The organism is Pseudomonas sp. Leaf58, assembly GCF_003627215.1.
Lineage (GTDB): Bacteria > Pseudomonadota > Gammaproteobacteria > Pseudomonadales > Pseudomonadaceae > Aquipseudomonas.
Window position 1 is genome coordinate 1,849,679 of sequence record NZ_CP032677.1, and the last position, 21,999, is coordinate 1,871,677.

Annotated in this window: 18 protein-coding genes; 13 read left to right on the top strand and 5 right to left on the bottom strand. The window is 63.9% G+C overall.

The window, feature by feature from the left end; translation table 11 throughout:
* Window positions 1-18: 18 nt before the first annotated feature.
* From DV532_RS08645 to DV532_RS08655, 3 genes are read left to right on the top strand one after another with little or no spacing between them, the layout of a single operon-like run.
* Complete coding sequence (locus tag DV532_RS08645; protein WP_056806753.1) at window positions 19-1,170, top strand: PQQ-dependent sugar dehydrogenase; 1,152 nt, start codon at window positions 19-21, stop codon at window positions 1,168-1,170.
* 52 nt (window positions 1,171-1,222) lie between these two features.
* Window positions 1,223-2,329 (top strand): cell division protein ZapE, encoded by a 1,107-nt coding sequence (gene zapE, locus DV532_RS08650; protein ID WP_056806756.1) that lies wholly within the window; start codon window positions 1,223-1,225, stop codon window positions 2,327-2,329.
* A 13-nt stretch (window positions 2,330-2,342) separates the two neighbouring features.
* A complete protein-coding gene (locus tag DV532_RS08655) occupies window positions 2,343-2,924 on the top strand; it encodes a DinB family protein (RefSeq protein ID WP_056806759.1) in 582 nt (193 codons plus the stop codon).
* Between the two features lie 70 nt (window positions 2,925-2,994).
* On the opposite strand, the gene DV532_RS08660 is transcribed toward DV532_RS08655, so the two are convergent.
* The 3 genes from DV532_RS08660 to yegQ form a co-directional block, all read right to left on the bottom strand.
* Window positions 2,995-3,432 (bottom strand): YqaA family protein, encoded by a 438-nt coding sequence (locus DV532_RS08660; RefSeq protein ID WP_056806762.1) that lies wholly within the window; start codon window positions 3,430-3,432, stop codon window positions 2,995-2,997.
* Window positions 3,432-3,860, bottom strand: a complete 429-nt coding sequence (locus DV532_RS08665; RefSeq protein WP_056806879.1) for a DUF411 domain-containing protein — start codon at window positions 3,858-3,860, stop codon at window positions 3,432-3,434. The genes DV532_RS08660 and DV532_RS08665 overlap by 1 nt, the downstream gene beginning before the upstream one ends.
* 106 nt (window positions 3,861-3,966) lie before the next feature.
* The gene (gene yegQ, locus DV532_RS08670) at window positions 3,967-5,301 is read right to left on the bottom strand and encodes a tRNA 5-hydroxyuridine modification protein YegQ (RefSeq protein ID WP_056806764.1); all 1,335 of its coding nucleotides are present in this window, start codon (window positions 5,299-5,301) and stop codon (window positions 3,967-3,969) included.
* A gap of 133 nt (window positions 5,302-5,434) precedes the next feature.
* Between yegQ and DV532_RS08675 the strand changes: the two genes are divergently transcribed.
* Window positions 5,435-6,499, top strand: coding sequence for an AI-2E family transporter (locus tag DV532_RS08675; protein WP_056806767.1), 1,065 nt, complete (start codon window positions 5,435-5,437; stop codon window positions 6,497-6,499).
* 337 nt (window positions 6,500-6,836) lie between these two features.
* Here DV532_RS08675 and phnX read toward each other — a convergent pair whose 3' ends face one another.
* Together phnX and DV532_RS08685 are read right to left on the bottom strand one after the other, a co-directional pair.
* Complete coding sequence (gene phnX, locus DV532_RS08680) at window positions 6,837-7,664, bottom strand: phosphonoacetaldehyde hydrolase (protein ID WP_056806769.1); 828 nt, start codon at window positions 7,662-7,664, stop codon at window positions 6,837-6,839.
* Window positions 7,665-7,698: 34 nt separating this feature from the next.
* Window positions 7,699-8,805, bottom strand: coding sequence for a 2-aminoethylphosphonate--pyruvate transaminase (locus DV532_RS08685; RefSeq protein WP_056806771.1), 1,107 nt, complete (start codon window positions 8,803-8,805; stop codon window positions 7,699-7,701).
* A gap of 110 nt (window positions 8,806-8,915) precedes the next feature.
* Between DV532_RS08685 and DV532_RS08690 the strand changes: the two genes are divergently transcribed.
* The 9 genes from DV532_RS08690 (at window position 8,916) to DV532_RS08730 (ending at window position 21,981) form a co-directional block, all read left to right on the top strand.
* Entirely contained in the window at window positions 8,916-9,779 is an 864-nt protein-coding gene (locus tag DV532_RS08690) for a LysR substrate-binding domain-containing protein (protein WP_056806773.1), read from the top strand.
* A 56-nt stretch (window positions 9,780-9,835) separates the two neighbouring features.
* Window positions 9,836-10,855, top strand: coding sequence for an AraC family transcriptional regulator (locus tag DV532_RS08695; protein WP_056806777.1), 1,020 nt, complete (start codon window positions 9,836-9,838; stop codon window positions 10,853-10,855).
* A 120-nt stretch (window positions 10,856-10,975) separates the two neighbouring features.
* Window positions 10,976-15,559, top strand: a complete 4,584-nt coding sequence (locus tag DV532_RS08700; protein ID WP_056806780.1) for an NEL-type E3 ubiquitin ligase domain-containing protein — start codon at window positions 10,976-10,978, stop codon at window positions 15,557-15,559.
* A 90-nt stretch (window positions 15,560-15,649) separates the two neighbouring features.
* The gene (locus DV532_RS08705; RefSeq protein WP_056806783.1) at window positions 15,650-17,296 is read left to right on the top strand and encodes an acyl-CoA synthetase; all 1,647 of its coding nucleotides are present in this window, start codon (window positions 15,650-15,652) and stop codon (window positions 17,294-17,296) included.
* A gap of 13 nt (window positions 17,297-17,309) precedes the next feature.
* Window positions 17,310-18,077 carry an SDR family NAD(P)-dependent oxidoreductase gene (locus DV532_RS08710; RefSeq protein ID WP_056806786.1) on the top strand — a complete coding sequence of 256 codons (768 nt, stop codon included), beginning with the start codon at window positions 17,310-17,312 and terminating at the stop codon, window positions 18,075-18,077.
* Between the two features lie 11 nt (window positions 18,078-18,088).
* Complete coding sequence (locus DV532_RS08715; protein ID WP_056806789.1) at window positions 18,089-19,282, top strand: acetyl-CoA C-acyltransferase; 1,194 nt, start codon at window positions 18,089-18,091, stop codon at window positions 19,280-19,282.
* 8 nt (window positions 19,283-19,290) lie between these two features.
* A complete protein-coding gene (locus DV532_RS08720) occupies window positions 19,291-20,418 on the top strand; it encodes an acyl-CoA dehydrogenase (RefSeq protein WP_056806792.1) in 1,128 nt (375 codons plus the stop codon).
* 13 nt (window positions 20,419-20,431) lie between these two features.
* The gene (locus tag DV532_RS08725; RefSeq protein WP_056806794.1) at window positions 20,432-21,205 is read left to right on the top strand and encodes an enoyl-CoA hydratase; all 774 of its coding nucleotides are present in this window, start codon (window positions 20,432-20,434) and stop codon (window positions 21,203-21,205) included.
* Between the two features lie 371 nt (window positions 21,206-21,576).
* Entirely contained in the window at window positions 21,577-21,981 is a 405-nt protein-coding gene (locus DV532_RS08730; protein WP_056806797.1) for a TraR/DksA family transcriptional regulator, read from the top strand.
* Window positions 21,982-21,999: the final 18 nt, after the last annotated feature.

Consider the following 21,999-nt stretch of genomic DNA (forward strand, 5'->3'; position numbering starts at 1 on the left):
TGGAAAAAGGAATCGTGCATGCTTCGAGCACCCTGGCTAGCCACCCTGACTGCCGCTGCACTGCTGCCCCTGCTGGCGCAGGCGGCGGCCGAGCAGCAGTTTCGCAGTGAACAAGGCACGTTGATCGTTAGCACCCTGGCCGACGGCCTGCGCAACCCTTGGGCCTTGGCGTTTCTGCCGGGCGGCAAGGACATGCTGGTGACCGAGCGCGCTGGCAACCTGCGGGTGGTCAACGCCGAAGGCAAGGTTGGCCCACCGATCAGCGGCGTGCCCAAGGTCTGGGCCGAGGGCCAGGGCGGCCTGCTGGATGTGGTGTTGTCGCCGGAATTCGGCAAGGACCGCACCGTCTATTTGTCCTACGCCGAAGAGGGCAGTGACGGCAAGGCCGGTACTGCGGTCGGCCGCGGCCAGTTGTCCGAGGACCGTGCCCGGTTAGAGAACTTCAGCGTGATCTTCCGCCAGCAGCCCAAGTTGTCGGTGGGTAATCACTTTGGCTCGCGCCTGGTATTCGACCGCGACGGCTACCTGTTCATCGCCCTCGGCGAGAATAACCAGCGCCCGACCGCCCAGGACCTGGACAAGCTACAAGGCAAGATCGTGCGCATTTTGGCGGACGGCGAAGTGCCCAAGGATAACCCCTTCGTCGGCAAGCACAACGTGCGCCCCGAGATTTGGTCATACGGTCACCGCAATCAGCAAGGCGCTGCGCTCAACCCCTGGACCGGCAAGCTCTGGACCCACGAGCACGGCCCGCGTGGCGGCGACGAAATCAACATCCCCAAGCCCGGCAAGAACTACGGCTGGCCGGTTGCGACCCACGGCATCAACTACTCGCTGCTGCCGATACCTGAGGCCAAGGGCAAGCATGTGCAGGGCATGGTCGACCCGCACCACGTATGGGAAAAGTCGCCGGGTATCAGCGGTATGGCGTTCTACGACAGCCCGACGTTCAAGGCCTGGGACCACAACCTGTTCATTGGCGCATTGGCCACCCAGGAGCTGATCCGGCTGCAGTTGGAGGGCGACAAGGTGGTGCATGAAGAGCGTTTGCTGGGTGAGCTGAAAGCGCGTATTCGCGATGTGCGGGTGGGCCCGGATGGTTACCTGTATGTGCTGACCGATGCCAAGGACGGCGCGCTACTCAAAGTGGGCCTAGGCGACGGCACCTGACGCGGCACTGCCCCTGTGGGCGATTACCCACAAGGTACGTGTAGAATACGGCATGGCTACCGACCCCCAATCCCTCTACCAGCAAGCCCTGGCCACCCAGGGCTACGTTGCCGACCCCGCCCAGGCCAGCGCCGTTCAGGCTTTGCAGGCCTGCTTCGAAGCCGTCGAGCAGGGCCGCGCCACCCACGGCATCTACCTCTGGGGCCCGGTCGGGCGGGGCAAGACCTGGCTGATGGACCAGTTCCATCGGTGCCTGCGCGCACCCAGCCGGCGTCAGCACTTTCATCACTTCATGGCCTGGGTCCACCAGCGCCTGTTCCAGCTCAACGGTACCGCCGACCCGCTGCTGGCGCTGGCCCGGGAGCTGGCCGGGCAGATCAGCGTACTGTGTTTCGACGAACTGTTCGTCAACGACATCGGTGATGCAATCATCCTCGGCCGCCTGTTCCAGGTGCTGTTCGATCAGGGCGTAGTCATCGTCGCCACCTCTAACCAGCCACCCGAGCAGCTTTACCGCGACGGCTTCAATCGCCAGCGTTTCTTGCCGGCCATCGCTGCCATCCAGCGGCACATGCAGGTATTGCCGGTAGCCGGCGACCAGGACCATCGCCTGCACCCCGGCGCCGAACGCCAGCGTTACTGGGTGGCGCAAGCGGGGCAGGGCAGCCAGTTGGCCGAGGTATTCCGCCAACTCAGCCCGGGCGATGCGGGCCACGATCAGCCCTTGGCCATTGGTTCCAGGCAGGTGCAGGTGGTGCGGCGCAGCGCGCAAGCCGTCTGGTGCCGCTTCAGCGATTTGTGCGAACAGCCGCTGGCAGCCATGGAATTCATGGCCCTGTGCGACCGTTTCCCGGCCATCCTGGTGTCGGGCATTCCAGCGCTGGGCGGTGAACAGCGGGCTGGCCGCATCGCCCGTGGCACCGAGGATGGTGCGGCGCGGGTGGTGGCGGGCGACCGCGAACTGCCGGCGCTGTCGCCTAAGGATGATGCCGTGCGCCGCTTCATTGCCCTGGTCGATGAATGTTACGACCGCCGGGTGGCGTTGTACCTGGAGGCACAGGTAGCGCTCGATGCCCTCTACACTCAAGGGTATCTGGCATTCCCGTACCAACGGACCCTAAGCCGGCTACGGGAGATGCAACTGCAGCGCTTCGCCTGAAAAGGAGCCGCCCATGGAGCCGTTGTCGCATCATCTACTGACCCAGGCCTACAACAATGGTTGGGCCAACCACCGCTTGTACAAGGCCTGCCTGCAATTGACCCAGGATGAATTCGTCGCCCCGCGCTGCAGCTTTTTCCCGTCGATCAAGGCCACCCTGAACCACCTGTTGACGGTGGACTGGTTTTACCTGCACATGCTCGAGTGCGAGCAGCGTGGCGAGCAGCCCGAGCCCGATGGCGAGCGCTTCTTCGAGCCAGAACAGCCGTTTGCCACCTGTACCGACCTGCATGCCGAGCAGGCCCAGGCCGACCACCGGCTAATCGCTTATTGCCGCAGCCTGCGCGATGGCGAACTGGGGCGTTATGTAAGCATCGTGCGGCCCGAGCGGGTGCAGCGCGAGCAGCGGCTGCGCTTGCTGGCGCACCTGTTCGAGCACCAGGTACATCACCGTGGGCAGGTGCATGCGATGCTCAGTGATACGGCGGTCAGGCCGCCACAGCTGGATGAGTTTTTCTGTGAGGAAGAGGCGGGGTTACGGGCAGGGGATTTTGCCGAGTTGGGCTGGACCGAGGCGCAAGTCTGGGAAGTGTAGGGTGGGTGCGGGCTCGCCCGCGAAGCATCTACGCCGCTCGTGCGGCGCTCGAGGCTGAACGTGAAAGGGGTTACAAGGCGTGAAACCAGCCCAGGGTGATCATCGCCAGCACTGCATAGCGGCCGGCCTTGGCCAGGGTGACCAGCAGCAGGAAACGCCAGAACGGCTCGCGCATGATCCCAGCGATCAGTGTCAGCGGGTCGCCGATCAGCGGCACCCAGCTAAGCAGCAGCGACCATTGCCCCCAGCGCTGGTAGCGCTGCTGCGCGCGCTGCAGCTGTACTGCACTGAACGGGAACCAGCGCTTGTCGCGCAGGTGCTCGAGGGCGCGGCCCAGTAACCAGTTGACGACCGAACCGAGCACATTGCCCAGGGTGGCCACCAGCAGCAGGGTCGCCCAAGCCTCGGGCTGGCGCAGCAACAGGCCGACCAGCACTGCCTCCGATTGCAGCGGCAGCAGGGTGGCGGCGCCGAAGGCGCTGAGGAACAGCGCCCACAGGCTGAGCATCAGTAGTTGGCGACCACGCTGTCCTTGCCCTCCTGGGTCACGCCGATGACCTGGTAGGCATCCTTGTGGTCACCCATTTCCATGCCCGGCGAGCCCATGGGCATGCCCGGTACGGCCAGGCCCTTGAGGTCGCTGCGCGTGGCTAGCAGGCGTACCTGCTCGGCCGGCACGTGGCCCTCGACGAACTTGCCGTCGATCACCCCGGTGTGGCACGACGCCAAGCGCGGCGCCACGCCCAGGCGTTGCTTGACCGCGCTCATGTTGGGTTCGACATGGTCGTTGACGGTGAAACCGTTGTCGCGCAGGTGGCTGATCCAAGCTTTGCAGCAACCGCAGTTGGGGTCGCGGTAGACGTCGATGGTCTCGGCAGCCTGGGCCAGGCCGGTGACGGCCAGCAGGCTCAGGGTCAGCAAGTGTTTGCGCAGCATGGTGAAGCACTCCTTCCAGCGGTAGGCCCGCAGCATAGCGTAAGCGGCTTGCGCGATGTTCGCTGCAGGCACCTGTCAGCTGGCTGAGGTGCACATTACAGGATTGTCAGCTGGACGCCTCGTCGGTACCGAGGTCGCGCATCAGCAGGGCGTAGTCCAGCGCGACCTGCTCTGGGATTGGCAGGTACACCACATGGCCGTCCCCCGGCGCCACCTGAATGGCCTGCTGCTGGCGGTCGCACAGGCGGTGCAGGTCGAAGTGGTAATTGCCGCGCGGGGTCATCAGCTCCAGATGGTCGCCCACGGCGAAGCGGTTCTTCACTTTGACCTCGGCCAGGCCATCGACACGCGCACCGGTCAGCTCGCCAACGAACTGCTGGCGTTCGGAGACCGAGTTGCCGCGTTGGTAGTTCTGGTACTCGTCGTGCACGTGGCGGCGCAGGAAGCCTTCGGTATAGCCACGTTGCGCCAGAGATTCCAGGTTGCCCATCAGCGCGCGGTCGAACGGCCGCCCAGCCACGGCGTCGTCAATGGCCTGGCGGTACGACTGCACCGCGCGGGCGCAGTAGAAGTGCGACTTGGTGCGGCCTTCGATCTTCAGCGAGTGCACGCCCATGCCGGCCAGGCGCTCGACGTGCTGGATGGCGCGCAGGTCCTTGGCATTCATGATGTAGGTGCCGTGCTCGTCCTCGAATGCCGGCATTTCGCTGCCGGGGCGGTTGCTTTCCTGCAGCAGGAACACCTGCTCGGTAGGTGTGCCCAGGCCCAGGGTCGGCTGCACTTCGCGCACGATGTCGCCGGTGGCGTTCTCGGTGGCCGGCGTGGCGTCGTACTTCCAGCGGCAGGCATTGGTGCAGGTGCCCTGGTTGGCATCGCGTTTGTTGAGGTAGCCCGACAACAGGCAGCGGCCGGAGTAGGCCATGCACAGGGCGCCATGGACAAACACTTCCAGCTCCATGTTTGGCACTTGTTGGCGAATTTCCTCGATCTCTTCCAGCGACAGCTCGCGCGACAGGATCACCCGGCTCAGGCCCAGTTGCTGCCAGAACTGCACGCTGGCCCAGTTGACCGTGTTGGCCTGCACCGACAGGTGTACCGGCATCTGCGGGAAGTGCTGGCGCACCAGCATGATCAGGCCGGGGTCGGACATGATCAGCGCATCCGGGGCCATTTCGATCACCGGTGCCAGGTCCTTGAGGAAGGTCTTGAGCTTGGCATTGTGCGGGGCGATGTTGACCACTACGTAGAAGCGCTTGCCCAGCGCATGTGCCTCCTGGATGCCCAAGGCCAGGTTGGCATGGTCGAACTCGTTGTTGCGCACCCGCAAGCTGTAGCGTGGCTGGCCGGCGTAGACCGCGTCGGCGCCATAGGCAAAGGCGTAGCGCATGGTCTTGAGGGTGCCGGCGGGGGCCAGTAGTTCGGGCTTGGCGGTAGGAGTCATGTGCGCACCGGGGCAAAAGGCGGGGATGCTAGAGCTGGCGGACAAGGCACGTATTGATTTGCATCAAGGAAACCGTGGCACTTTTGGCCAAGCGGCGAGCACTAATATCCAAGAAGCCACCCGAGGATATGCAATGAACGAAGCCGCTTTACAGAACAGAGCCCTGGCAGTGCTTCTGGCGCTGGTGACCATCGCCTTCGTGTGGATTTTGCTGCCTTACTACGGCGCGATCTTCTGGGCGGTGATACTCGGCATCCTGTTCGCCCCGTTGCAGCGCCACCTGCTGATCCGCTTTGGGCGCCGGCGCAACCTGGCCGCGGCCGCCACCTTGTTGGTGTGCCTGCTGGTGGCGGTGCTGCCGGTGATCATTACCAGTGCACTGTTGGTGCAGGAAGGCGCCATGCTGTACCAGCGTGTCGAGAGTGGGCAATTGGACATCGCCGGTTATGTCGAGCGCGGCAAGGACATGCTCCCGGCCTTTGCCCAGCAGGGCCTGGACAGCATGGGCATGGGTAACCTGGACGGGCTGCGCGACAAGATTACCAAGTGGGCCACCCAGGGCAGCCAAGTGCTGGCCAGCCAGGCGTTCAACTTTGGCCAGGGCACGTTCGAGTTCGTGGTCAGCTTCGGCGTCATGACGTACTTGTTGTTCTTCTTCCTGCGCGAAGGCGGGGAGGTCGCCCGCCGGGTGCGGCTGGCAGTACCGCTGCCCGAGCAGCAGAAGCGCCGGTTGCAACTGAAGTTCAACCGCGTGGTGCGGGCGACGGTGAAAGGCAATGTGCTGGTTGCCATTACGCAGGGCGCGTTGGGCGGTTTAATTTTTTGGGTACTGGATATTCCCAGCGCGCTGGTGTGGGCGGTGCTGATGGCGTTTCTGTCGCTGTTGCCAGCAGTGGGGGCGGGCATCGTCTGGGCGCCGGTGGCGGCGTATTTCCTGCTGACCGGGGCGATATTGCCGGGGGCGATCCTGACCGCGTTCGGCGTGCTGGTGATAGGCCTGGTGGATAACCTTTTGCGGCCGATTCTGGTGGGCAAGGATACGCGCATGCCGGACTACCTGATCCTGGTGTCGACGCTGGGCGGGTTGGCGGTGTTTGGGCTTAACGGGTTTGTGATCGGGCCGTTGATCGCTGCCTTGTTCTTGTCGAGCTGGGCAATCTTTGCGGCGACCAAGCCGCAGGTGCAGTTGCCGGAGTAGTGGGAGGTTTTGGCAGGTGTTTGCCTGGTTATTTTCAGCGCCGGGGAGATCGAGCGCCGCCCGCGCGGCGCTTCGCGGCGCAAGGCCGCTCCCACATCTGTTTCGGGCCAATTATCCCTGTGCCGGATGGGGTGCAGCCTTGATGCACGGCTGGAGATGGGTGGAAAGCAGTTGCGCAGCCTTCGATATCGAATGGAACAAACAAGGCGGGCAGAGGTGAACTCACAGGAGTGACTGGCCCGAAACAGATGTGGGAGCGGCCTTGCGCCGCGAAGCGCCGCGCGGGCGGCGCTCGATCTCACAGGCGCTGAAAGTCTCGCGACGAGCCCATCCCGGGTCAGGATGTTTGCGGCATTTCGCCCTTGGCCAAGCGCCGGTTGATGTCGGCAACCACTTCGGGCAAATCGTTGATGGTGTCGATCAGGTAGTGCGGGCGGGAGCCGGCGAACAGCGCGTGAATGCGCTGGCGTTCGCTCTCCAACTGCTCGGCGCTCAGTGCCTGGTAGCCTTCCCAGGTCAGCCCCAAGGCATTGCCCGAGCACACCAGGGCCACGGTCCACATGCCGGCACGGCGGCCTTCGAGAATACCCGGCACGGTGTCGTCGACCTTTACGCAGGCCGCCACATCGTCGATCCCCAGGGCGATTACGTTAGCCAGCGCCTGGGCCGGCCATGGGCGGCCGTTCGGGGTTTCGTCGGTGGCCACTACATGGTCGGCCACGTAGCCATTCTGCGCAGCCAACTCCACCACTTTGTCCATCACCACTTTCGGGTAGCCCGAGCACGAGCCGATCTTCAGGCCGTCCTGGCGCAGCCCGGTAAGGGTGCTCAGGGCGCCGGGGATCAGTGCCGAGTGCACGGCAATTTTCTCGATCTGCAGCGGCATGAAGCGGTTGTAGAGGGCAGTGACGTCATCGTCGGTCGGGGTACGGCCGAACACCTTGCGGTAGCGCTCGGCTATCGCCGGCACATCGCACAAGGTGCGGATGTGGTCCCACTTGCCCATGCCCATCGGGCCGCGGGCTTCTTCGATGGACACCTGCACATCGAATTCGGCAAAAGCTTCGACGAATATCTGGGTTGGGGCGAAGGAGCCGAAGTCGACCACGGTGCCGGCCCAGTCGAGGATGGCGGCTTGCAGCTGGGTGGGGTTGCTGTAGTTCATGTGGGCTAATTCCTGAAATAGGGTGGGCAGAGGGTCAGATGTCCAGCACTTCCATTTCCCGCAGCACTTCGGCCACGGCGTTCACGGCGGCCTGCATGCCGTCCGCCCCGACCACGCCGATGCAGCCGACACGGAAGGTTTCCACTTGGGTCAGCTTGCCTGGGTAGAGGATGAAGCCCTTGGCCTTGACCCGCTCATAGAAGTCTTTGAACTGGTAGCGGGCATCGTTCGGCGCGTGGAAGGTGACAATGATCGGCGCCTGGATCGCGGCCGGCAGGAAGCTGCGCAGGCCGATGGCGGCCATGCCTTCGAGCAGGGTCTTGCAGTTGTCCGCGTAGCGTTGGTGGCGTGCTGGCAAGCCACCTTCCTCGTTGTATTGCTGCAGCGCTTCGTGCAGGGCGGCGACCACGTGGGTGGGCGGGGTGAAGCGCCACTGGCCGGTCTTGGCCATGTAGGCGTGCTGGTCGTGCAGGTCCATGGCCAGCGAGTGGGCATTGCCTTCGGCGGCAGCCAGGGCGGTTTTTTCGGCAAACACGAAGCCCATGCCCGGTACGCCTTCCAGGCATTTGCCGGAGGCAGCGATCAGGGCCTCGAAGGGTATTTCGCGGGCATCGATGGGCAGTGCGCCGAACGAACTCATGGCATCGATGATCAGGCGCTTGCCGTGGCCTTTGATCACTCGGGCGATCTCGGCCAATGGGTTGAGGATGCCGGTGCTGGTTTCGCAATGGATCAGTGCGACATGTGTAATAGCCGGGTCGGCAGCCAGCAGGCGGTCGACGTCGGCGGCGGTGGTCGGCTGGTCTTCGGCGGTTTCAAAGGTGCTGTAGGTGCGGCCCAGTACCTTGCAGATTTTTGCCAGGCGCTGGCCGTAGGCGCCGTTGATCAGCACCAGAACCTTGCCATTGCGCGGCACCAAGGTGCCGATGGCGGCTTCCACGGCGAAGGTGCCGCTGCCTTGCAGGGGCACGCAGTGGTGGCTGGCGCTGCCGTCGAGAATGGCCAGCAATTGTTCGCACACGCTGGCCGTCAGTTGGTTGAAATCACGGTCCCAGGAGCCCCAGTCCACCAGCATGGCTTGGCGGGTGCGGGACGAGGTAGTCAGTGGGCCGGGGGTCAGCAGGATCGGGGCGTTGCTCATTCCGTTATTCCTCACAAGCGGTGGCGTGAACGACGGGGCTAGGTTGCAATTCGCGCTGCCATCAATCAAATTGTTTGTCGTTATCCGAGCTATAAGTCAGGCCGATACAAATGAACCTGTTCCAGTTGCGCGCCTTCGATGCCGTGGCCCGTGAGGGCAGCTTCACCCGTGCTGCTGCACGCCTGTTCATCAGCCAGCCGGCGGTGACCGGGCACGTCAAGGCACTGGAGGAGCACTACCAGATCACCTTGTTGCGGCGTACTGCGCGGCGGGTGGAGTTGACCGAAGAGGGCACCCGGCTGGCGGCCATCACCCGTGCCATGTTCGGCCTGGCCGAAGAAGCACAGGCTATGCTTGAGGCCAACCGCCAGCTGTTGACCGGGCGCCTGGAAGTGGCGGCCGACGGCCCGCACCGGGTCATGCCGATGCTGGCCGTGCTGCGTGAGCGCTACCCGGGCATTACCGTCAACCTGCGCCTGGGCAATGCCCAGGAAACCCTGGCTGCACTGCTCAGCGAGCATGCCGACGTGGCCGTGCTGACCGAGATCGAACCGCGCAAGGGCCTGCATTTGCAAAACCTTTGCGAGTCGCGGCTGTGTGCCTTGCTGCCGGCGGGGCATGCCTGGGCCAGCGCGGAGCGCGACCTACCGTTGGCCGCCTTGCACCAGCAGATCATGGTGCTGCGTGAACCCAGTTCGACCACTCGGCGCACCTTCGACAAGGCCTGCGCCGCCGCTGGCGTGCAGCCGCGTGTACTGCTGGAGCTGGACAGCCGCGAGGCGGTAACCGAAGCGGTGGCTTCGGAGCTGGGCATTGGCGTGGTTTCGTCCACCGAAGTGGCCCATGACCCAAGGGTGGTGGCACGGCCACTGGCCGGCGAAGGGCTGCGCAACCAGCACTTGATCGGCTGCCTGGAGCGCCGTCGCGAACTGCGCCTGATTCAGGCCTTTCTCGGCCTGGCGGCAGGGCTATGATGGCGGTTTCAAGGGGGCGGCCGAAAATGGCCGGCATTGAGCCGACAGGACCTTCGATGAGCGAAAAAAACACCATTTCCATGCAGTTGGTGCGCGAGGCGCTGATGCAGACCTGCCCCGCTGGCCAGCCCGATACCGGCTTGCTGGCCCGGGCGGGTATTGCTGTCGAACAGTTGCACCTGCCTGCGGCGCGGGTCAGCGCCGAGGCCTATGCCCGGCTGTGGCGATTGTTGGCGCGGCGCTGCAACGACGAATTCTTCGCCATGGACCGGCGTGGCCTGCGCAGCGGCAGCCTGGCCTTCATGTGCCGGGCCAGCATGGCCCAACCCACACTTGGTGCAGGGCTGGAAACCGCGTTGGCGTTTCTTTCGTTGATGCTCGAAGACCTGCAGCCAGGCTTGGTGCGCCAGCAGGGGCTGGCGGAAATCGTCATCAACGAGCCCTGCGATGAGCCGCGGCGCGCGTTTACCTATTTCACCTTCTGGATGATCGTGCATGGTGTGGCGTGCTGGTTGGCCGGCCGCCGTATCCCGATTCTGGCCGTCGACCTGCGCTGCGCCGAACCGCCGTTTTGTGGCGATTATCGGGTGATGTTTTCCGATAACCTGCAGTTCGACCGCCCCCGCACCCGCATGATCATTGCCGCCGATTGCCTGGATATACCCATCAAGCGCAGTGAGGAAGAGTTGCAGCGGTTTTTGGCCGAGGCGCCGGGTAACATTTTGGTCAAGTACCGCGACCCGGCCAGCCTGGGCCTGCGTATTCGCGCCGACTTGTTGCGCCTGCCACCGGGCCAGTGGCCTGATGGTGACGCGCTGGCGCGCCAGTTGTGCCTGTCACCGTCCACGTTGCGCCGCCGGCTGGCCGAGGAGGGACAGTCCTACCAAGGCCTCAAGGACAGTGCGCGCCGCGAATTGGCCATTGCCTGGTTGGGCCGGCATGAAGCGGCCATGGGCGAGATCGCCGAGCGCCTGGGTTTTGCCGACAGCAGCTCGTTTTACAAGGCGTTCCGCAAATGGTTCGGTTGCAACCCCGGGCATTACCGTGCGCTGATCCAGGCCCGCGACCGCGGTTAGCAGGTGGAACACGGCCAGCCACGCCCCAAGGCAGCGGGGCGGCTATTTACAATGATTCCTGCTGCTGCCACGCACCAGCGCTGAGCAAGGTAATGGCTTTTGACAGCCAGGACCTTGCTCATGCCCACCTCCACCCTACGGCCGCAAACCCAGTACCCCGCCAACGATTTCATCGTCCCCCTCCTGCCCGGCTGGATGACGAGCGCCGATCACCGACAGGTCAAAGCACTACAGGCCAGCGTTGTGGCCCACTTGCGAAGCCAGCAGTTGATGGCCGGCTTGTACAAGCAGATACAGCCACTGGATGCGTTCGCCAAGGACCGCCTCGGTGCAGCCATCCAGGCAAAGATGGACGTTACCGTCGACCTTGAAACTGCGGTATGGCAAGAGCAGCGCTTGCGCGTCAGTACCCAGCCGTTCAACCCGATCGAGGGGGTTTTGCCCCCGGACTTCGAGACCCAACTGGTGCTGCAACCCCTGTTACAGAAGCTGTTGCAAAACTTTAGCGCGGGTGAGTCGTTTTCCGACGACACTGCCGTGTTCAAGGTTTCGCCTATTGCGGGTGAGCCGGCACAGCCGGTGATCGACCGTGTCGACACCCTGGTCACCGTGTGCCGCGAAAGTGATGTCGGGTCCGCTTACCAAAGCTACCTGGCCAAGGTGCTGGGGCAAACCTTTACCGACACGCTGGCCAAGGACCTACGCCTGGCGCTGGCGCTGGCTGCGGAGCTGGCCGCATTGCAGGGGCAGCTTGCCAGCAGCGACCTGCAGATGCTGCGCTTGATAGGCCGCGCTCAACCGGCGCTACATGCGCAAGGCTGGCAGGTTGAAGCCAGGGCGTTACAGCTGCTGGGTTGCCGGGTGGATGGTGGCATGGCGTTTGAGCTTCACCAGCCAACGCGGCAGCAAGGCGACTTTCCTTATGGGCCCCCCAACCGCCTGAAAGGGGTAATTGTGTACCTGCCCCAGGCTGGGGACTTCCCGTTGCGCCGGTTCGCTGACTGGGACGCGGCGAACCGGGCGCTTGTGCAGGCAATGGCCGGCAACGCGTTCAAGGAGGCGTTGGTTCAGTGTATTGCCTTGAGCGACCGTACGGGCTACCTGACATTGCTCAACCAGCGCTTGAGCGATGACCAGCCAGACCTGCAGCCCGCAGGTGTTTCGATCAAGGGCGATGTGTTCAGCGGGCTGGCCCAATGGCATGTGCAGCGCATCAAGGCTGATGCGCGGTTCCTGGCCGTGCCCACAGCGGACGCCGACAGCGCTGCGACAGCCAAACGGTTGGCCAATATTGCCGATGCCGGGCTGACGTTGTTGGGGTTGGCCGGCCTGTTCGTACCGGTAATTGGCGGGCTGTTGTTGGCCGACATGGCCAGGCAGTTACTCGGCCACGTTTTCGCCGGCGTCAACGACTGGAGCCAGGGCCATCAACACGAAGCCTTGGAGCACCTGTTGACGGTGGCCACGTCCGCCGCACTGCTAGGGGTGACGGCGCTGGGGGTGCACACGGCGCGCAATGCCTTCGTCGAGTCGCTGGAGCCGATCACCACCGAACAGGGCACGCAACGGCTATGGCGCAACGACCTTGAGCCCTATCGCAAAGCGCCCGCACAGCTGTTGATGCGCGAGCGCCATGATGGTCTGTTCAGCGCTGACGGCAGCCTTTGGTGGCATGACGACGGTACATTTTATGCGGTGCGCCAGGATGCCAAGGGTAACTGGCGGCTGCTGCACCGCGAGGGTGCACAGGTTTATGGCCCGCCGCTTCGGGGCAATGGTGAGCGTGGCTGGTGGCTGAGTGTCTACCGCCCGCTGGAGTGGCAAGGCAGCGCGCACCTGCTGACACGCCTGTGGCCCGCGGCCAGGGCGCTGGATGCCGAGCGGTTGGCGCAGATACTGCGGGTTGCCGATGTTGACGAGCCGATGCTGCGCAAACTGTTGGTCGAACGCCGTGCACTGCCGGTTGCTTTGCGTGACACGCTCGAGCGGTTTGCGGTGCACGAGCAAAACGAGCGTTTCTTCGCGCAAACCAGCGAGGGCGAGGGCTTTGTAGCCCGCTTGCAGTGGTGCAGTCAGATACTCGCCCTGCACGACGAGGCGCTGGAGGACCAGCTCACTGCGGCTATTGACCATGCAGAGCGCTTGCGCCCATCGATGCTCGACCATTTTGCCGAGCAATATCTGCGCGATGACCCGGCGCTGCCAGCGCTGGCGCGGCATTTCCCCACGTTGCCGAAGGCTTATGCGCTGGAGTTGCTTAAAGACGCTTCGCAGGCGATGCGCGAAACACTCATCGGCCATTCGCGCCTGCCGCTGGCCCTGGCGCAGCGGGCACGGGCGCTGCTACAAGAGGTGCGCCTGGTTCGGCTGCGCGAAGCGCTGTACCTGCGCGGCAGCTATTGTGCCGACCTGGTAAGGCTGGTGTTCATTTTGCTGCGCAAGGCCGGCCTTGCCGCCGGTCAGGTCGACCTGGTGTGGCGGGAGGGTTCATTGTCCGGGGCAGTGCTGGAGCGCCTGCAGCCTGCCTATGACGAGTTGGCGCAACAGCTTGATATGGTCTGGAAGGACGGACGCTTCGTGCTCTATGACAAGGCGGGCTTGCAGAGCGAGCTGAAGGTGGCCGAACCGCACGGGGTGTTCGAAGTGTTGGCGGCCGTTTTAGCACCCGGTTTTTTGCAGAAAATGGGGTGGCTAGGTGACGATGTTCCAGGGCAGATTCGGGCGCAGCTGCAAACCGGGCTCCCGGCTGATCGCCAAGGGATGTTAAAGCTGATGGGCTGGCGTGAAGCCAGGCCGTTGGGGGCAGTACTTCAGCGCCTGGAGGATGGCCGCGTGGGGTACCCACTCGGGCCGCTGCTGTCATGCCTGGAGCAGCCCGAATTAACGCTGCGCCGCCGGATTCGTAGCCTTTACCCAAGCTTCAATGAAGAGGCGGTCGAACGTTATCTCGGGCTGTTGTATCAATACACCCTATCGCCTTATAGCGCGCTGTTGAACCAAGAGCAGGAATATGACCGCTTGGACGAACGCCTCAACGCCTGGGCGCGCCATCCGCAACGGTTTCAGCGTGAGCAGCGCTTGCAGGTCAGTGACGAGTTTCGCCGGGCCTGGCGCATGGAGGGTGTGCGCCTGCCCGACCCAGGGCAATATGGCTGGGGCTCACAGCTGTATTTGGCCTCGCTACCCGTAGGTGAGCTGCCCACGCTGCCCGTTGGCACTGACTATGGCCACGTCCTCCAATTGACACTTGTCAACATGCGCCTAAGCGTATTGCCGCCAGGCTTTCTGGCCTGCTTCCCGCGGCTGAAGACACTGCGTTTGGGCTACAACCAGTTGCAGACCCTGCCGGCCGGCTTGGAGCAGCTGACGCACCTGGAGGAGCTGAACCTGACAGGCAACCGTATCCGCTTCACGGCAGCGCAGGCGCAGGTGCTGGCCAACTGCAGACAACTGCGTTTCCTTGATCTCAGTGACAATGTGATTGGCTCGATCGGCTTGCGCGTGGGGCAACTGGTAAACCTGGCGTCCTTGAACTTGCGCAACACCAACCTCAGCGCGCTACCTGACGGCCTTGAGCGGTGCGAGCGGCTGACCTACGTCGACCTGAGCAACAACCAGGTCGCTCATCTTCCAGATGATGTGCTCGACACACCCGTGTTGCGCCGCCAGGTGCTGGTGCTTTCTGGTAACCCGCTGCCGGTAGAGCAACTTGACCGCTTGCGCCCGGTACCTCCGCCCACGCCGGAGCCTGCGCCTGGCGCCGATGACGAGCCTTCGGGGAAAACCCGGTGGTTGGATACTTTGCCCGATGACCAGCGCCAGGCTGCCGGGGTGCAATGGGACGCATTGCGCGCCGAGGAGCGCGGCGACGCTTTCTTCGACTTGCTCGACGAGCTGACCCGGAGTACCGACTTCATTGTGGTTCCACAAGAAATCGGCCGTCGCGTGTGGGGAGTGATTTCGGCGGCAAGCACCAGTGATCGAGTGCGCCAGGACCTGTTCGAGCTCGCCGCCGACCCCCGCACCTGCGCCGATAGCGCTGCGCACTGCTTCAGCCAGTTAGAGGTTGGCATGCACGTCTCACAACTCACCCACAATGGCGAGCCGGCAGCCACCGCCAATGAGCGGCTACGCCTGGCGCAGCGTCTGTTCCGCCTGAAGAAGGTGGAGGACTTGGCGCGCGAAGACATGAATGCCCGTTACGCTGACGGGCGCTGGCAGCAAGGGGAGGACGACGAAGAGGAAGTTGAGGTGAGCCTGGTCTACCGTACACACCTTGCCCACCGCCTTAACCTGCTGGGCCAAGCCGACAGCCTGTGGTTCGCGACCTTGGCCGAAGTGGAAGAAGCCGACATTGACAATGCCTACAGCAGGGTACTTGCGGCCGAGGCCACCGATGAGCGCGCCGTGTTCATCAGCAAGCTGCCGTTCTGGCAAGCCGCCTTGCGTGCGCAGAACGCTGCGGCATTCGCGGCCATTGAGGACGGCTACCTTGAGCAGTGGGAAGCGATGGAAACGCAGGGGCAATCGCAGCCCGGCAGCGAGGCCGCGCTGGGCGACCCACATTATCTGGCACAGGCCAAGCGTTTGCTTCAGGAGCGGGACGAGGCGCTTGCTGAACTGGCCCTGCAACTGACCCGAGCGGCTTTGCCGGTGCGGGCAGAAGCCCTGTCACCCAGCGGCCAAACCAGTCATCCAGATTGACAACTTAGGCCATTGCCGCCGGGCCTGTGCGGCGCGAACATCGTCAGACCGATGGTTTAACTCCAAAAACAAGAAACCAGGAGTCTGACGATGCGTGATTACACCGAGGCCGCTCGTGCGTTCGACCATGGCCAGGCTGCTGCGGCGGCGTTGCATGGCAACCTCGAAGCCCTCAATGCCTGTGTCGAATGCTGCGACCGCCATGCCGGTGCCGACACGCTGGCGCTGATCCACGAAGACCGCGATGGCAACACCACGCGGTACAGCTTCGACCAGCTCAAGGCGCAAGCTGCGCGTTTTGCCAATGTGCTCAAGGCACAGGGCGTGGCACCCGGGGACCGGGTTGCCGGCCTGATGCCGCGGACCCCGCAATTACTGGTTACCATCCTTGCCACCTGGCGCCTCGGGGCCGTCTATCAGCCACTGTTCACCGCGTTCGGCCCCAAGGCCATCGAGCACCGCCTGGAGCAGTCCCATGCCCGCGTGGTCGTCACCGACAGCCACAACCGCGCCAAGCTGGACGATGTGCACGCTTGCCCGACCATCATCACAGTCAACGCCCGCAGCGGCGAGCTGGACTTCCAGCAGTGCCTGGACCATGCCGCGGATGTCTGCGAGCCGGTCATGCGCGCGGGTAACGACCCGTTCCTGCTGATGTTCACCTCCGGCACCACCGGCCCGGCCAAACCGCTGGAAGTGCCGCTGCGTGCCATCGTCGCTTTCCAGGGCTACATGCGCGATGCCATCGATCTGCGCCCCGAAGACATCTTCTGGAACCTGGCCGACCCGGGTTGGGCCTATGGCCTGTATTACGCGGTCACCGGCCCGCTGTCGCTGGGCCACGCCACCACCTTCTACGATGGCCCGTTCAGCGTCGAAAGCTGCGCCAGGGTGATCGCCAAGCTGGGCATCACCAACCTGGCCGGCTCGCCCACTGCTTACCGTATGCTGATCGCTGCGGGCGATGGGTTCTCGGCGCCAATCAAGGGCCGCCTGCGAGTGGTCAGCAGCGCTGGCGAACCGCTCAACCCGGAAGTGATCCGCTGGTTCGCCGACGAACTGGGCGTGACCATCCACGACCACTACGGGCAGACCGAGCTGGGCATGGTGCTGTGCAACCACCATGGCCTGCAGCACCCGGTGCACCTGGGCTCGGCCGGTTTTGCCATCCCCGGCCACCGCATCGTGGTGCTGGACGAGCAGGGCAATGAACTGCCAGCCGGCCAGCCGGGCATCCTTGCTGTCGACCGCGAGCAATCGCCGCTGTGCTGGTTCGCGGGCTACCACGGCCTGGCGACCAAAGCCTTCGTCGGCAAGTACTACCTTAGCGGCGACACTGTCGAGCTGAACCAGGACGGCAGCATCAGCTTCGTTGGGCGTAGCGATGACGTGATTACCACCTCCGGCTACCGAGTCGGCCCGTTCGATGTCGAGAGCGCCCTGATTGAGCACCCGGCGGTGATCGAGGCGGCGGTGATCGGCAAGCCAGACCCTGAGCGTACCGAGCTGATCAAGGCTTTTGTGGTATTGGCCGGTGGTTACCAAGGCAATGCCGAGCTGGAAGAAACCTTGCGCCAGCACGTGCGCCAGCGCCTGTACGCGCATGCCTACCCAAGAGAAATCGAATTCGTCAGTGAGCTGCCCAAAACCCCGAGCGGCAAGCTGCAACGCTTCATCCTGCGCAACCAGGAAGTCGCCAAACAACAAGCGCAACAGGCCACCCCTGCGAGCGCCTGAAAGGAAACCGATCATGCAAATAGCCAACAAACACTTCATCGTTAGCGGCGCTGCCTCCGGGCTGGGTGCTGCCACCGCGCAGATGCTGATCGAGGCCGGCGCCAAGGTCATGCTGGTCGACCTCAATGCCCAGGCCGTCGAGGCCAAGGCCCGCGAGCTGGGTGACAATGCACACTTCGCAGTGGCCGACATCAGCGACGAGCAGGCCGCACAAGCGGCGGTCGAGGCGGCGCTCAGTGCGTTTGGCAGCCTGCACGGCCTAGTCAACTGCGCCGGTATCGTCGGTGCCGAAAAAGTGCTGGGCAAACAGGGGCCGCATGGCCTAGCCAGCTTTGCCAAGGTGATCAACGTCAACCTGATCGGCAGCTTCAACCTGCTGCGCCTGGCCGCTGCGGCCATGGCCGAAGGGCCGGCCGATGGCGGCGGCGAACGCGGGGTCATCATCAACACCGCCTCCATCGCCGCCTATGACGGCCAAATCGGCCAGGCCGCCTACGCCGCTTCCAAGGGCGCTATCGCCAGCCTGACCCTGCCGGCTGCCCGTGAACTGGCGCGTTTCGGCATCCGTGTGATGACCATCGCCCCCGGTATTTTCGAAACACCAATGATGGCCGGCATGACCGAGGAAGTGCGCGCATCGCTGGCTGCTGGCGTACCGTTCCCGCCGCGCCTGGGCCGCCCGCATGAATACGCTGCGCTGGCCCGTCACATCATCGAGAACAGCATGCTCAACGGCGAGGTGATCCGCCTCGACGGTGCACTGCGCATGGCTGCCAAGTAAGGAGAGCGAACATGACCCTCGCCAATGACCCGATCGTTATCGTCAGCGCCGTGCGTACGCCCATGGGCGGCCTGCAGGGCGACCTCAAGAGCTTGACCGCACCGCAACTGGGCAGCGCGGCCATCCGTGGCGCCGTAGAGCGTGCCGGCATCGATGCTGCCAGTGTCGAGCAGGTGCTGTTCGGCTGCGTGCTGCCGGCCGGCCTGGGCCAGGCGCCGGCGCGCCAGGCGGCGCTGGGTGCCGGGCTGGACAAGCACACCACCTGCACCACCCTGAACAAAATGTGCGGCTCGGGCATGCAGGCAGCGATCATGGCCCATGACCTGCTGCTGGCCGGCACCGCCGACGTCGTGGTTGCCGGCGGCATGGAAAGCATGACCAACGCGCCGTACCTGCTGGACAAGGCCCGTGGCGGCTACCGCATGGGCCACGGCAAGATCATCGACCACATGTTCATGGACGGCCTGGAAGACGCCTACGACAAAGGCCGCTTGATGGGCACCTTTGCCGAAGACTGCGCCCAGGCCAACGCCTTCAGCCGTGAGGCCCAGGACCAGTTCGCCATTGCCTCGCTAACCCGTGCCCAGGACGCGATCAAAAGCGGCCGCTTTGCCGCCGAGATCGTGCCGGTGGAGGTCACCGAGGGTAAGCAAAAGCGCCTCATCAAGGACGACGAGCAGCCGCCCAAGGCGCGCCTGGACAAGATCCCGCAGCTCAAGCCGGCGTTCCGCGAAGGCGGCACGGTGACCGCTGCCAACGCCAGCTCGATTTCCGACGGTGCTGCTGCGTTGGTGCTGATGCGCCGCTCCGAAGCAGACAAGCGCGGCCTCAAACCGCTGGCGGTGATTCACGGCCATGCCGCCTTCGCCGACACCCCGGCACTGTTCCCCACCGCCCCGATCGGTGCCATCGACAAGCTGATGAAGCGCACCGGCTGGAACCTGGCCGAGGTCGACCTGTTCGAGATCAACGAGGCCTTTGCCGTGGTCACCCTGGCGGCCATGAAGCACCTCGACCTGCCGCACGACAAGGTCAATATCCATGGCGGCGCTTGCGCCCTCGGCCACCCGATCGGCGCCTCTGGCGCGCGCATTTTGGTGACGCTGTTGTCGGCCCTGCGCCAGAACAATCTGCGCCGTGGCGTGGCGGCCATCTGCATTGGCGGTGGCGAGGCCACGGCCATGGCCGTCGAATGCCTGTACTGAGGTGAACCATGCTGGTAACTGACGAGCAACAACAAATCGCCGACGCGGTACGCGCTTTTGCCCAGGAGCGCTTGAAGCCGTTTGCCGAGCAGTGGGACAAGGAACATCGCTTCCCCAAGGAAGCCATCGCGGAGATGGCCGAGTTGGGCCTGTTCGGCATGCTGGTACCCGAGCAGTGGGGCGGTAGCGACACCGGTTACGTGGCCTACGCCATGGCCTTGGAAGAAATTGCCGCCGGTGATGGCGCCTGCTCGACCATCATGAGCGTGCACAACTCGGTAGGCTGTGTGCCGATCCTGCGGTTTGGCACCGAACAGCAGAAGGCACAGTTTCTGACCCCGCTGGCCACCGGCGCCATGCTTGGCGCCTTCGCCCTGACCGAACCGCAGGCCGGCTCCGATGCCAGCAGCCTGAAGGCCCGTGCACGCCTGGAGGGTGACCACTACGTGCTCAACGGCAGCAAGCAGTTCATCACCTCTGGGCAGAACGCTGGGGTGGTGATCGTGTTTGCCGTGACCGACCCGGACGCCGGCAAGCGCGGTATCAGCGCCTTCATCGTGCCTACTGATGCGCCCGGTTACCAAGTGGCGCGGGTCGAGGACAAGCTCGGCCAACATGCCTCCGATACCTGCCAGATTGTCTTCGACAATGTGCGCGTGCCGGTGGCCCACCGCCTGGGCGCCGAAGGCGAGGGCTACAAGATTGCCCTGGCCAACCTTGAAGGTGGCCGTATCGGCATCGCCTCGCAGGCCGTGGGCATGGCCCGTGCGGCGTTCGAAGTGGCGCGCGACTACGCCAACGAGCGGCAGAGTTTTGGCAAGGCGCTGATCGAACACCAGGCCGTGGCCTTCCGCCTGGCCGACATGGCAACGAAAATTGCCGTGGCCCGGCAGATGGTGCTGCATGCCGCCGCGCTGCGCGATGCCGGGCGCCCGGCGCTGGTGGAAGCGTCGATGGCCAAGCTGTTTGCCTCGGAAATGGCCGAAAAGGTCTGTTCGGACGCCTTGCAGACCCTGGGCGGTTATGGCTATCTGAGCGACTTCCCGCTGGAGCGGATCTACCGCGACGTTCGGGTTTGCCAGATCTACGAAGGCACCAGCGACATTCAGCGCATGGTCATTGCGCGTAATCTTTGAAGGAGCAGACTGCATGGCATTCGAAACCATCCTGTTGGACATCCACGGCAAGGTCGGCCTGATCACCCTCAACCGCCCCCAGGCGCTGAACGCACTGAACGCGCAGATCGTCGGCGAGATCAACCAGGCGCTGGACCAGCTTGAGCGTGACCCGAGCATTGGCTGCGTGGTGCTGACCGGTTCCGCCAAGGCCTTTGCCGCTGGCGCCGACATCAAGGAAATGGCCGAGCTGCAATACCCGCAAATCTACGTTGACGACCTGTTCAGTGATGCCGACCGCATTGCCAACCGACGCAAGCCGATCATTGCCGCGGTATCCGGCTTTGCCTTGGGCGGAGGCTGTGAGCTGGCGATGATGTGCGACTTTATCCTGGCTGCCGACAACGCCAAGTTTGGCCAGCCGGAAATCAACCTCGGTGTGCTGCCGGGCATGGGCGGCACCCAGCGCCTGACCCGAGCGGTGGGCAAGGCCAAGGCCATGGAACTGTGCCTGACTGGCCGTTTGATGGGCGCTGAAGAGGCCGAGCGTGCGGGCCTGGTGGCGCGTATCGTGCCGCAGGCGGAACTGCTGGAGGAGGCGCTGAAGGTGGCCGCGACCATTGCCAGCAAGTCGATCCCGGTGAGCATGATGGTCAAGGAGAGCGTCAACCGTGCGTTCGAGGTGACCCTCAGCGAGGGTGTGCGCTTTGAGCGTCGCGTGTTCCATGCGGCCTTCTCCACCGAAGACCAGAAAGAGGGGATGGCAGCCTTTATTGCCAAGCGTGAGGCGCAGTTCAAAGATCGTTGATTCTGGCGGGGGGGCTGGCTGGGTGGGGCCTTTGGGTGCATGCCTTGAGAGGTCTCACAGGCGCTGAAAATGTCATGGTAAACACCTGGTAGCCCTCACCCAATCCCCGCCCTGCACTTGGTAGCCCGAACCCAATCCGTATCAGCCCCCACACGCCCACCCCAAGCCTCACCTCCGAGCACCGACCAGCGGATTGTAGGCATCGGAAGCAAATTCGCACCCATTTGCAGTTGCTCCACGCGACGTGGCGCCTTAGACTGCCGCCCCCTGTAAAAAGAGTGCCGGTTGGCGCTTGAAAAATTCTGCTGCCGACGCCAAGGCGTCGGCGGCACCCGAATCGCCCCAATGCACATTTTTTCATAGAGAAATCGATGACCAAGGAACAGTTGCTGGCCATGTCGGCCGATGACTACATGAACGCTGAACAGCTGGCCTTCTTCACTGGGCTGCTGCAGGCGATGAAAGTCGAAACCCATGAACGCATCGAACTCAGCCGCACCACCATCGAAGGCCTGGACACCCCGTCGGACCCTGCCGATGTAGCTTCGGTCGAAGAAGAGCGTAGCTGGCTGGTCAATGCCATCGACCGCGACCAGCGCCTGTTGCCTCAGCTGGAAATGGCCCTGGACCGTATTGCCGACGAAAGCTTCGGCTGGTGCGATGACAGTGGTGAGCCGATTGGCCTGAAGCGTCTGCTGATCAGCCCGACCACCAAGTACTGCATCGAAGCCCAGGAGCGCCACGAGCAGCTCGACCGCCACCAGCGCCAGGTGTAACCCCGCGCGGTGTACCCA

Coding starts and splice junctions, on each gene's coding strand:
- DV532_RS08710 (WP_056806786.1), top strand. CDS start 17,310: ATGCAAATAGCCAACAAACACTTCATCGTTAGCGGCGCTGCCTCCGGG.
- DV532_RS08660 (WP_056806762.1), bottom strand. CDS start 3,432: ATGCTCAGCCTGTGGGCGCTGTTCCTCAGCGCCTTCGGCGCCGCCACC.
- DV532_RS08645 (WP_056806753.1), top strand. CDS start 19: ATGCTTCGAGCACCCTGGCTAGCCACCCTGACTGCCGCTGCACTGCTG.
- DV532_RS08705 (WP_056806783.1), top strand. CDS start 15,650: ATGCGTGATTACACCGAGGCCGCTCGTGCGTTCGACCATGGCCAGGCT.
- DV532_RS08715 (WP_056806789.1), top strand. CDS start 18,089: ATGACCCTCGCCAATGACCCGATCGTTATCGTCAGCGCCGTGCGTACG.
- DV532_RS08730 (WP_056806797.1), top strand. CDS start 21,577: ATGACCAAGGAACAGTTGCTGGCCATGTCGGCCGATGACTACATGAAC.
- DV532_RS08700 (WP_056806780.1), top strand. CDS start 10,976: ATGCCCACCTCCACCCTACGGCCGCAAACCCAGTACCCCGCCAACGAT.
- DV532_RS08665 (WP_056806879.1), bottom strand. CDS start 3,860: ATGCTGCGCAAACACTTGCTGACCCTGAGCCTGCTGGCCGTCACCGGC.
- phnX (WP_056806769.1), bottom strand. CDS start 7,664: ATGAACTACAGCAACCCCACCCAGCTGCAAGCCGCCATCCTCGACTGG.
- DV532_RS08725 (WP_056806794.1), top strand. CDS start 20,432: ATGGCATTCGAAACCATCCTGTTGGACATCCACGGCAAGGTCGGCCTG.
- yegQ (WP_056806764.1), bottom strand. CDS start 5,301: ATGACTCCTACCGCCAAGCCCGAACTACTGGCCCCCGCCGGCACCCTC.
- DV532_RS08720 (WP_056806792.1), top strand. CDS start 19,291: ATGCTGGTAACTGACGAGCAACAACAAATCGCCGACGCGGTACGCGCT.
- DV532_RS08675 (WP_056806767.1), top strand. CDS start 5,435: ATGAACGAAGCCGCTTTACAGAACAGAGCCCTGGCAGTGCTTCTGGCG.
- DV532_RS08685 (WP_056806771.1), bottom strand. CDS start 8,805: ATGAGCAACGCCCCGATCCTGCTGACCCCCGGCCCACTGACTACCTCG.
- DV532_RS08655 (WP_056806759.1), top strand. CDS start 2,343: ATGGAGCCGTTGTCGCATCATCTACTGACCCAGGCCTACAACAATGGT.
- DV532_RS08695 (WP_056806777.1), top strand. CDS start 9,836: ATGAGCGAAAAAAACACCATTTCCATGCAGTTGGTGCGCGAGGCGCTG.
- DV532_RS08690 (WP_056806773.1), top strand. CDS start 8,916: ATGAACCTGTTCCAGTTGCGCGCCTTCGATGCCGTGGCCCGTGAGGGC.
- zapE (WP_056806756.1), top strand. CDS start 1,223: ATGGCTACCGACCCCCAATCCCTCTACCAGCAAGCCCTGGCCACCCAG.